The 10,268-nt window shown below is 70.5% G+C and carries 11 protein-coding genes and 1 pseudogene; 7 read left to right on the top strand and 5 right to left on the bottom strand.

Annotated elements, in window-relative coordinates; all coding sequences use genetic code 11:
* Nucleotides 1–2: 2 nt before the first annotated feature.
* Nucleotides 3–1,574, bottom strand: coding sequence for a carboxyl transferase domain-containing protein (locus tag CLV67_RS50035; protein WP_106331066.1), 1,572 nt, complete (start codon nucleotides 1,572–1,574; stop codon nucleotides 3–5).
* Complete coding sequence (locus CLV67_RS50040) at nucleotides 1,571–2,518, bottom strand: hydroxymethylglutaryl-CoA lyase (RefSeq protein ID WP_106331067.1); 948 nt, start codon at nucleotides 2,516–2,518, stop codon at nucleotides 1,571–1,573. The genes CLV67_RS50035 and CLV67_RS50040 overlap by 4 nt, the downstream gene beginning before the upstream one ends.
* Nucleotides 2,519–2,622: 104 nt before the next feature.
* On the opposite strand from CLV67_RS50040, the gene CLV67_RS50045 reads away from it, so the two are divergent.
* Nucleotides 2,623–3,327: a TetR/AcrR family transcriptional regulator gene (locus CLV67_RS50045; RefSeq protein WP_106331068.1), complete on the top strand. Its 705-nt coding sequence runs from the start codon at nucleotides 2,623–2,625 to the stop codon at nucleotides 3,325–3,327.
* Here CLV67_RS50045 and CLV67_RS50050 read toward each other — a convergent pair.
* Nucleotides 3,295–3,531: a CDGSH iron-sulfur domain-containing protein gene (locus CLV67_RS50050; protein WP_106331069.1), complete on the bottom strand. Its 237-nt coding sequence runs from the start codon at nucleotides 3,529–3,531 to the stop codon at nucleotides 3,295–3,297. The genes CLV67_RS50045 and CLV67_RS50050 overlap by 33 nt on opposite strands.
* 51 nt (nucleotides 3,532–3,582) lie before the next feature.
* On the opposite strand from CLV67_RS50050, the gene CLV67_RS50055 reads away from it, so the two are divergent.
* The gene (locus tag CLV67_RS50055) at nucleotides 3,583–4,581 is read left to right on the top strand and encodes an iron-containing redox enzyme family protein (protein WP_106331080.1); all 999 of its coding nucleotides are present in this window, start codon (nucleotides 3,583–3,585) and stop codon (nucleotides 4,579–4,581) included.
* Here the strand turns inward: CLV67_RS50055 and CLV67_RS50060 are convergent.
* Nucleotides 4,547–5,605 (bottom strand): carboxylate-amine ligase, encoded by a 1,059-nt coding sequence (locus CLV67_RS50060; protein WP_106331070.1) that lies wholly within the window; start codon nucleotides 5,603–5,605, stop codon nucleotides 4,547–4,549. The genes CLV67_RS50055 and CLV67_RS50060 overlap by 35 nt on opposite strands.
* Nucleotides 5,602–6,567 carry a N5-glutamine methyltransferase family protein gene (locus CLV67_RS50065; RefSeq protein ID WP_106331071.1) on the bottom strand — a complete coding sequence of 322 codons (966 nt, stop codon included), beginning with the start codon at nucleotides 6,565–6,567 and terminating at the stop codon, nucleotides 5,602–5,604. Before CLV67_RS50065 ends, CLV67_RS50060 begins: the two co-directional genes overlap by 4 nt.
* A gap of 210 nt (nucleotides 6,568–6,777) precedes the next feature.
* On the opposite strand from CLV67_RS50065, the gene CLV67_RS50070 reads away from it, so the two are divergent.
* From CLV67_RS50070 to CLV67_RS50090, 5 genes and pseudogenes are all read left to right on the top strand, one after another.
* On the top strand, nucleotides 6,778–7,194 hold the full coding sequence (locus CLV67_RS50070; protein WP_170154321.1) for a DUF4190 domain-containing protein: 417 nt from the start codon (nucleotides 6,778–6,780) through the stop codon (nucleotides 7,192–7,194).
* 523 nt (nucleotides 7,195–7,717) lie between these two features.
* The gene (locus tag CLV67_RS50075; RefSeq protein ID WP_106331073.1) at nucleotides 7,718–8,473 is read left to right on the top strand and encodes a ZIP family metal transporter; all 756 of its coding nucleotides are present in this window, start codon (nucleotides 7,718–7,720) and stop codon (nucleotides 8,471–8,473) included.
* A gap of 616 nt (nucleotides 8,474–9,089) precedes the next feature.
* On the top strand, nucleotides 9,090–9,290 hold the full coding sequence (locus CLV67_RS50080) for a hypothetical protein (protein WP_106331074.1): 201 nt from the start codon (nucleotides 9,090–9,092) through the stop codon (nucleotides 9,288–9,290).
* Between the two features lie 328 nt (nucleotides 9,291–9,618).
* A pseudogene (locus tag CLV67_RS54525) lies at nucleotides 9,619–9,834 on the top strand (helix-turn-helix domain-containing protein); the annotation flags it as partial.
* Nucleotides 9,835–9,915: 81 nt separating this feature from the next.
* Nucleotides 9,916–10,268: ATP-binding protein (locus CLV67_RS50090; protein WP_146169653.1), on the top strand; the 353-nt coding region annotated here is incomplete at its 3' end.

The following is a 10,268-nucleotide window of genomic DNA, read 5'->3' on the forward strand; positions in this document are numbered from 1 at the left end:
CCTCACATCCGGAAGACGCCGAACGCCGGTTCGGCGAGGGGCGCGTTGGCGGCGACGGACAGGGACAGCCCCAGCACGGTACGGGTGTCGGCCGGGTCGATGACGCCGTCGTCCCAGAGCCGTGCCGTGGAGTAGTAGGGATGGCCCTGGGTCTCGTACTGGGCACGGATCGCGTCCGGGGCGGCGCCGGAGCCGACGGTGCCCAGCACGGTGGCGGCCTGCTCACCGCCCATCACCGAGATCCGCGCGTTGGGCCACATGAACAGCAGCCTGGGGGAGTACGCCCGGCCGCACATCGCATAGTTGCCGGCGCCGAACGAGCCGCCGATGACGACGGTCAGTTTCGGCACGCGGGTCGTGGCGACGGCCGTGACGAGTTTCGCGCCGTGCTTGGCGATGCCGCCCGCCTCGTACTCACGCCCGACCATGAACCCGGTGATGTTCTGCAGGAACACCAGCGGGATGCCGCGCTGGTCGCACAGTTCGATGAAGTGCGCGCCCTTCATGGCGGACTCGGAGAACAGCACCCCGTTGTTGGCGACGATGCCGACCGGGTGGCCGTGGATGTGCGCGAACCCGGTGACCAGCGTGGTGCCGTAGTCGGGCTTGAACTCGCCGAACCGCGAGCCGTCGACGACGCGGGCGATGACCTCACGCACGTCGTAGGGGATGCGCGGGTCGGTGGGGACCGCGCCGTAGAGGCCGGCCGGGTCGACGGCCGGTTCCTCGACCGGCACGCGCTGCCATGGCGCGGGGGTGCGGGGACCGAACGTGGAGACGATGGAGCGGACGATGCGCAGCGCGTCGGCGTCGTCGTCGGCCAGGTGGTCGACGACTCCGGACGTACGCGCGTGAAGGTCTCCGCCCCCGAGTTGTTCGGCCGTGACGACCTCGCCGGTCGCGGCCTTCACCAGCGGCGGTCCGCCGAGGAAGATGGTGCCCTGCTCGCGGACGATGACGGCCTCGTCGGACATGGCCGGCACGTACGCGCCGCCGGCGGTGCAGGACCCGAGCACCGCGGCGATCTGCGGGATGCGCCGGGCGGACAGTTGCGCCTGGTTGTAGAAGATCCGGCCGAAGTGGTCGCGGTCGGGGAACACCTCGTCCTGTTTCGGCAGGAACGCGCCGCCGGAGTCGACGAGGTAGATGCAGGGCAGCCGGTTGTGCAGGGCCACCTCCTGCGCGCGCAGGTGCTTCTTGACCGTCATCGGGTAGTAGGTGCCGCCCTTGACGGTCGCGTCGTTGGCGACGATCACGCACTCACGTCCGGCGACGCGGCCGATGCCGGTGACCATGCCGGCGGCCGGTGCCTGGCCGTCGTAGAGGCCGTGTGCGGCCAGCGGCGACAGCTCGAGGAACGGCGACGACGCGTCGAGCAGCGTGTCGACGCGGTCGCGGGGGAGCAGCTTGCCGCGTTCGACGTGCCGGGTGCGGGACTTCTCCGGCCCGCCGAGCCGGGCGGTGGCCAGGGTGGCGTTGAGGTCGGCGACCAGCGCGCGATGGGTGTCGGCGTTGCGGGTGAACTGCTCGCTGCCCGCGTCGACGCGTGTGCCCAGGACCGGGTGTGCCGTCACTGGTTCTCCCCTTTGATGGTTCCCGCGAGTGCGGTGACGGTGCGTGACGGGCTGGGGCGGCCGAGCCGTTCGGCCATCCAGACGCTGGTCTCGACCAGTCTGCCCAGGTCGACGCCGGTCTCGATGCCGAGTCCGGCAAGCTGCCAGAGCAGATCTTCGGTGGCGAGGTTGCCGGTGGCGCTCTTGGCGTACGGGCAGCCGCCGAGCCCGCCCGCGGACGCGTCGACGGTCGTCACCCCGCGTTGCAGGGCGGCGAGGGTGTTGGCGAGGGCCTGGCCGTACGTGTCGTGGAAGTGCACCGCGAGGTCGGCGGTCGCGATGCCGGCGGCGGTCAGCGTGTCGAGCAGCGCGGTGACCCGGCCGGGGGTGGCCACGCCGATGGTGTCGCCGAGGCTCAGTTCGGTGCAGCCCATCGCCATCAGGCGTTGTGCGACACCGACGACCTGCGCGACGGGCACCTCGCCCTCCCAGGGATCCCCGAAACACATCGACAGGTACGCCCGCACGCGCAGATCCTCACGACGGCCGCGTTCGACGACGGGCGCGAACATGGCCAGTGACTCGTCGACGGTCCGGTTCAGGTTGCGCCGCGCGAACGTCTCGGTGGCGCTGGCGAACACGGCGATGTCACGGACCCCGAGCGCGAGGGCGCGGTCGAGGCCGCGTTCGTTGGGCACGAGCACGGGGTAGCGGACACCGTCGGCGAGGGTGAGCCGTTGCAGCAGCTGCTCGGCGTCGGCGAGCTGAGGGACCCATTTCGGGTGTACGAAGCTGGTCGTCTCCACGACGGAGTGGCCGGCGTCGACGAGCCGTTCGACGAACTCGGCCTTGACCTCGACGGGCAGCAGTGCCGCCTCGTTCTGCAGGCCGTCGCGGGGTCCGACCTCGCAGATCGTGACCCGGGCGGGCAACCCGGGCAGCGGTGTGACGCCGTATCCGGTCACGGCCGAACCTCCCACCTCGTCGTGTTGAAACGGACCTTAACTGACCGCACGTACGGTCAACAAGGTTATGGTGGATGCCACGGTGATCTTCGTATAGTGGGCGGGTGACCGGCCGGCCCGCACGCGCAAGCTCCCGCGACGCCATCCTGCGCGTGTTCGCCGAACACGTCGCCGAGCGCGGCTACGCCGACACCAGCCTCGGCGACATCGCGGCCGAGCTCGGCCTGAGCAAGGGCACCATCGTCCACCACTTCCGCAGCAAGGAAGCCCTGCTCGGGGAACTGCACGAGGCCTACTTCGCCCGCCGCTTCGCCGAGGCCCGGTTCATCCTCGCCGAACTCGACGATCCCGTGTCCCGCCTCGTCGCGATGATCTACGCCCTGCTCGCCGCCCACCGCGACGACCGGGCCGCCAGCCTCGCCTGCCTGCGGGAACTGATCCGCTACTTCGAGGGCGAGCTCAACGACTTCGTGCGCAAACAGCGCGTCGACTACACCCAGATCGTCGTCGACATCCTGCAAGACGGCGCCCAGCGCGGCGTCCTGCACACCGGCGACCCGCGGATGACCGCCTTCCACGTCTTCGGCATGTGCAACTACGCCTGGACCTGGTATCGGCCCGACGGCCCGCAGAGCGTCGAGGAGATCGCCGGCCGCTTCGCCCGAGAACTGCTCGGCGGGCTCACCGGCCCGGCGGAGGCGGACAGCCTCGGCGAGCGGATCGCCGAGGCGATCGCCACCGTCCAGCGGGCGCCGGGACGGCTGCCCGCCGGTGCGTCACTCGTCGTCGGCACCTCCGGTACGCGGTGACGGGGTGTCACGGCCGGTACCGGCCTTGAAGCGGAACGTCTTGTGGGTGCCGTCACAGAACGGCTTCACCGCGGACTTGCCGCACCGGCACAGCGCGATCGTCCCGCGCGCCGGATCGATCGTTTCGCCGTCCGGCGTACGCAGCTCGAAGTCACCGCGCACGATCAGCGGGCCGTCCTCGTACGGAGTGATGATCGACGTCATGGCCCAGTGAATCTCCGTTTCGTGCTCGCGCAAACGGGAATTCGCCGCGACATGAAACTGCCGTCCGCACGGGGTCCGTTGTCCACCGCACTCGTCGATGCCCTCGGCGGCGGCTCCTCTCACCTGCCCGAGGTCGCCCCGGACGGCGACGAGGACCTGCACCTGTCGCTGTTCATCTGCTACGAGATGGCGTACCGCGGCTGGGACGGCGTCGACGACGGCTGGGAGTGGCATCCCGACCTGTTGCGCGTCCGCGCGGGACTGGAACGGCGCTTCGAGGCGTACCTGCACGAGCTGGTGGGACCGGTCGAGCCGGCCGATCCGGCGTCGGTCCCGCACGCGCTGGCCGAGATCGTCGCCGCCGACGACGGGCCGTCACTGTCCGGATATCTGCGCGGCCGCGCCACGCACGAACAGTTCCGGGAGTTCGTCACCCACCGTTCGGTCTACCACCTGCGTGAGGCTGACCCGCACACCTACGCGATCCCGCGGCTCGGCGGACGCGCCAAGGCCGCACTGATCGAGATCCAGCTCGACGAGTACGGCGGCGGCGTCACCGAACGCATGCATCAGGAACTGTTCAAGCAGACGATGACGTGGTTCGGCCTGGACCTGACCTACGGCGCCCACGTCGACGTGGTCCCGGCGACCACCCTGGCCGTCAACAACCTGATGTCGCTGTTCGCCCTGCACCGGGCGCGTCGTGGCGCCATCCTCGGCCACCTGGCCGCCTACGAGATGACCTCGTCACTACCCAACCGCGGGTACGGCAACGGGCTGCGCCGCCTCGGCGGCGACGAGCGCGCGACCGCGTTCTACGACGAGCACGTCGAGGCCGACGCCGTGCACGAACAGATCGCCGCCAACGACCTGTGCGCCACCTTCGCCGCCGGTGAGCCGGAACTCGCCGGGCAGGTGCTGTGGGGCGCCCGCTGTGCGCTGGCCGTCGATACCGTGTGGGCGCGGTCGGTGTTCGACGCGTGGCAGGCCGGCCGTTCCTCGCTGCGCGAGCCGTTCACAGCGCCATCGACGCCAGCAGCTTCGGGATGAGAAGGCCCTGCGCCAGCAGCCGCCGCTGACGGTCGGCGCCCGTACCGACCCGCTGGATGCGCTGCAGGCCGGTGGTGACCGTGTCCAGATCCTCGTGCCGTTTCAGCGCCGGCGTGACCCGCTCGACCAGTTCACCGACCAGATCCCAGGCCGGGTACGCCCGGCCGGTACGCGGATCCAGCAGCGTGCCCCGCATGCCGCTGCGAGCCGCGTTGCCGTGCGCCGCGTTCAGCAGGACATCGGAGACCGGGGGCGCGTCCGTGTCCACGGCGGTGTCGACCATGGCCCTGGTCAGGGCGGCGAGCACCACCGTGTCGGCCGCATCCGGGCAGACGTCGGCGACGCGCACCTCCACCGTCGGGAACGTGCGTGACGGCCGCGCCCACCACAGCACCATCGATTCGTCCATCATCTCGCCCGCGGCGACCAGTGCGGCGATCGTCTGGCCGGCCTCGGCGGGCGTCGTCACGTGCGGCCACGGCCCGACCGCCTGCCAGCGCCGCAGCTGGACACCACGCCAGCTGGCGTAGCCGGTGTCGGCGCCGAGCCACAACGGCGAGTTGCAGGCCAGCGCCTGCAGCAGCGGCAGATCGGCGCGCAGGCGGGTGCAGACCGCCACGGCCGTGGCCGGATCGTCGACACCGACGTGGATGTGGCAGCCGCACAGGGACGGATCACGAGCGATCGGCCCGTAGTGGCTCTCGATCGCCAGGAACCGCGGGTCGTCACTCGGCGCGCGTTCCTGCTCCGCGACCGGTGTGGCACCGACCGGCACCAGCAGTACGCCGGCCGCCCGGGCCGCCTGGGCGGCGGCCCGGCGCCCGTCACGCAACTGCTGCGCGAGCTCCTCGGCGCCGGTGCAGACGCCGGTCACCATCTCCAGCATGCTGGGCCGGAACTCCCGGCGGCTGCGCGCCCGCATCGGCTCCGCCAGCCCGCCGGCGACCTGCTCCGCGACCGGCCGGTTCATCCCCGTCAGCGCGTCGAGCAGCAGGAACTCCTCCTCGACGCCGAGCGTCCTCACCGCGGCCGCGTGGCGGTCAGCACCACCACGGCGATGCGTTCGGCACGCTCGTACGCCGGGCCGTCGAGCTCTTCGCCGTAGACGTCCGGATCCACCTCCCGATACGTCCAGCTCAGATCGGTGCCCTGAAGCCGCTCGGCGGCCGCCGAGCGCAGCGGGTCGCGGCCGTCGACGATGCCGGTCCCGGTGAACAGCACCAGCGCGCCGCCGGGGCGGAGCCGATCGGCAGCGGCGTCGATCAGCCGCAGCGACAGGTCGTTGCCGTGCGGGCCACCGCCGTCGCGGTACGTCCGGCCCGCCGGATCGATCATGAACGGCGGATTCGAGATGGTCAGATCCAGCTCGCCGCCGACACCGTCGAGCAGGTCACCGGCCTGGGGCGTGACGTTGCCGAGCCCGGCGAGGCGGGCGTTGACCTCGGTGTAACGCAGCGCCGTTTCGTTGATGTCGACGGCGAGGACCTCCGCGTGCGGCAGCCGCTTGGCGACCGCGATCGCCCCCGCTCCGGTCCCGCAGCCGACGTCGACGGCCCGCGTGATCGGAGCGGTGCGTTCGTCGACGTACGCGACGGCGGCATCGGCCATCCGGTACGTGTCCGGGCCCAGGAACACCGCGTCGGCGGCGTCGGTGGGGAACGCCGAATGCACGAGAAGCTCACCGTCGTACGACGAGAACCGCGCCCTGCTGCGCCACAACGAACCGCACACCTCGACCGCGCCGGCGGCCCGCAGCGGCTCCAGGATCTCCGGCGGCAGCAGCCTCGGACGGAACGGCCTGCTCCACCCGAACACGTCCCGCAGATCCCGGGCCTCGGCGTTACCCGGCCGCCGATTGACCCGTGCATGCGTCGCCGGGGTGATCGTGGTGAACTCGTACCCACGTTCGCGCAGCTCACGGCCGACCTGATGAAGTTCGTCGACCACGCCGGCACGCTGCAGAACGGGCTCACTCAGCTTCGTCATGGCAGGGCGGATGCCCCGCGAGATCCGCTCTAATCGTCCGGCCTCACGCCGCAGCCGCGGCCCCTCCGGCGGCCCCCGTCCGGGGTCCGCCGGAGGGGCCGACCTCGGCAACGATCATCCGTCCACTCTGGCACCCGGAGGCCGTACGGGCGGATGCTCTTCTCCTGCCGTTCCGCCGCGCCGTTCCATGTCGCCTGCCAGGAGATCTCCTTGTCGTACCCACCCCATCACGGCCACTACCGGTCACAGCCGCCGGTGGTTCCCGGACAGCCCGCCCCGCAGTACCGGCAGCACGGCTACCCGCCGCCGCAGTCGGCGCCACCGCCCCCGCCGATGATGATGCAACCCCCGATGGTGGTCGCCGTCGCGCCGACGTCCGGGCTCGCCGTGACATCGCTGGTGTTCGGCCTGATCGGCTTCTTCGGCGGATTCTGCTTCTTCGGCATCCCCTGCGCGATCGCCGTGGTGCTCGGCCACCTGGCGATCCGCGAGACCCGATCCGGCGAACGCGGCGGCCACGGCATGGCGATCGCCGGCCTGATCCTCGGCTACTTCCTCATCATCCCCGCGATCATCGTCATCGCGATGGGCGGCTTCGGAGCGGTGCTCGGCTCGGTATCGCCCTGATACGGCAGCCGCCGTTCGTGATCTGAGCCGGGTTCCTGATCCGAGTACCGCGTGCCGGTGCCGGGCGGGGTGGAACTGGCTGGTTGATGTGCACGACGGTGCGCCGGCCGTTCCCCTGGCGGGCGGGTGCCCGCGACCGGGGCGCCGAGATCGTGCAGCGATCGGCGCACACGCAGCGGCGGGCGCACACGCAGCGGCGGGCGCACACGCAGCGGCGGGCGCACACGCAGCGGCACCGAGGGCTCCGATCGTCGCCAGGACGACAGTGCGCGTCCATCAATCCGCAGCGTGTGCTTCTGCCGTCGCCGTCCACGACGTCACGCGCACACCGAAAGCATCAGCGTGCGCCCGACAGCACCCGGACGCCCGGCAGCACACCGACGATCGCACCACCGGCCAGCTCAGCCTCCGACCCCAACCGTGATCACGAACGGCGGGCAACACCGGCGCGACGATTGGCCGCCCCTTCGGCAGGGCATGCACGCACGGTCGGATCACCGGGTGCCGGCCGGAGGGAACGCCAATGCCGCAGTGGTTGCAGGCCGGAGGTTGGGGGCTGCTCGCCGGCTCCGCGCTGCTCATCGGCGCGGCCGTCGGCTATCTGGTCCGCGTGCCGCCACGCGTGGTCGCGACGGTGATGGGCTTCGGTGCCGGCGTGCTGATGTCGGCGGTCGCGTTCGAGCTCGTCGACGAGGCCTACCAGCAGGCCGGGATGCTGCCGACGACGGCCGGTGCGGTCGCCGGTGCCATCGCCTACACCGGCTGCAACATCCTGCTGGCCCGACGCGGCGCCCGGCACCGCAAGCGCTCCGGCGACCAACAACCTTCAGAAGATCAACAATCCGGCTCGGGTACGGCCATCGCGCTCGGTGCGTTGCTCGACGGCATCCCCGAGTCGATAGTGATCGGCGCGAGCCTCCTCGGCGGCGGAGCGGTCGGCGCCGTGACCGTGGCCGCGGTGTTCATCAGCAACGTGCCCGAGGGCCTGTCCAGCGCGGCCGGCATGCGCGCCGCCGGCCGCAGCGGCCGGTACGTGTTCGGACTGTGGGGCGCCATCGCCGCGGTGAGCGCGCTGGCCGCGATTGCCGGCTACACCCTGCTCGGCGATGCCCCCGCGGCGGTGCTCGCCGGCATCACGGCCCTGGCCGCCGGCGCGATCCTGGCGATGGTCGCCGACACGATGATCCCGGAGGCGTTCGAGAACGCGCACCTGCTGACCGGGCTGGTCACCGTCGCCGGTTTCCTGGTCGCGTTCGGACTGTCACACGCCGGCGGCTGAGACGCCCGGTCAATGCGGCGAGCCGCCGGCTTAAAGTCGATGGCGGTGGATCCAGGTGCAGCCATCGCCTCGAGCAGCAGCCGCCGGCAGTGAGTTGTTCGCGGGTTGTTCGGCCGGATCCCCCGGGATTCCCCGTGAACACGTGATGTGGTTCCGGGTCGCCGCCGAGGATGCTCGCATTCAGGAGGAGAAGCCGTTAAGGCTCCCTCCGTCGAGGGCGTCTTCTGATGGCTCAGATCCGCTCCCGCCGAAGGTCTCCCGCTGGCGTAGGAGGCCTTCACACTATGCCCGGACTGTCCCAAGTGGCAGATCCGGGCATTTGTGCTGGCCCCTCAAGGGGAATGGGCTGGTTGCCGCAAGGACCGTCACCGGGGACCATATCGGGTACGTCCGGCGCTGTGCTCCACGCATCAGCGGGACGCTGTACTGAAGACATCGGTGGATGACGTGCCAGCCGTCACCCGCCGGTTCGCAAGATCAGTACGGGTTAGCGGATCTGAGCCGATCAACAAGACCGAAGGGACCCTCCACCAGTGTCAGTGACGTCAGCGGCGCGCCTCCCGGCGCGCCGCCCTCCGCCGTACCCTCCTGCCGCCTCGCGTGTCGAGACGGCGGCATGATGAGCAAGACCTGCTACATCATCGTGTCCTTTGTCATCGCCGTGCTTCTGGCGATCATCGCCGGCCTTCTGGCCGCATTACTGGGCCTGCCCGCCTGGGGGATCGTGACGGCCTCGGGGGCGACGTTCATCGCGTTCCTGACCCTGGCGATCATGGCCTATCCCTTCTTTCAACTCGGCCCGCCTTCGGTGCCCTAGCCCCGCTGACGAGAGGGCACCGACGGCAGTCGATGCCCTCTCGTCCGGTTCGGGCTGGCGGTGTTACGCCGGGTGGGTGGTCTGTTGCTGCAAGGACCCGTCTCCGGGCACGATGGCGGTACGTCAGAAGCTGTGCTGAAGGCATCAGTGGGTGGAACGCCAGCCGCTCACCGGTCCACAGGTTCGGTACGTGTCGAATGGATCTGAGCCACATCGAAGATCAGAAAGCGCAGATGCCCGTTATTCAGGCCTTGTGGCTCCGTATCGGTGGTCGCCCTCCCGAGGCACCCCCCGACACGGAGCTACGAGCGATGAACGGGTACCGGAAGTGACGGGCAGGCCGGAGCGTCCCATTGCTCCCCACCTCCCGTATGCCGCGTTCGCCCGGGGCTTGCGAGAACTGCGTCAGCGCGCGGGGCGACCGCCGTATCGGCAGATGGCCTACGCCACGGGATTCTCCGTGTCCGTCATGTCGGAGGCAGCCAACGGAACACGCCTTCCCACGTGGGAGGTAACGGCCGCCTATGTACGCGCCTGTGACGGCGATCTCGATGAATGGCGACAGCGCTGGCATGATGCCGCACGCGCGGGGAGCGTGAGAGGTACTGCCATACACACCGATCAGATGGCACCCCTCGTAATCAGTAGCTCCAGTCGAGCGGAGACGCCACGTCGTTCCGTCGTAGGAGGCAGCCCGTCTAAGCATTACGGCCGTGACGCCGAGGTCGATCTGCTCACCCGCATCCTGGACGACACCGCCGCCGGCGCCGGCGGCTGGCACACGCTGACCGGTCCTCCGGGCATCGGCAAGTCGCGGTTGCTGCGTGTCGGGATCGGCCTCGCTGCCGAACGTGACATCGCGGTCGCGGCGCGGGATGCCTTTCTGCTGGATCAGGCGGCGCCGCTGGTGACGCTGGCCGGGGCGCTGCGTGACTGCACGCCGCCGACGGCGGCGTTCGGCTGGCTCACACAGCGTGA

Origin of the sequence: Actinoplanes italicus (assembly GCF_003001815.1) — a bacterium.
GTDB classification, from domain to species: Bacteria; Actinomycetota; Actinomycetes; order Mycobacteriales; family Micromonosporaceae; genus Actinoplanes; species Actinoplanes italicus.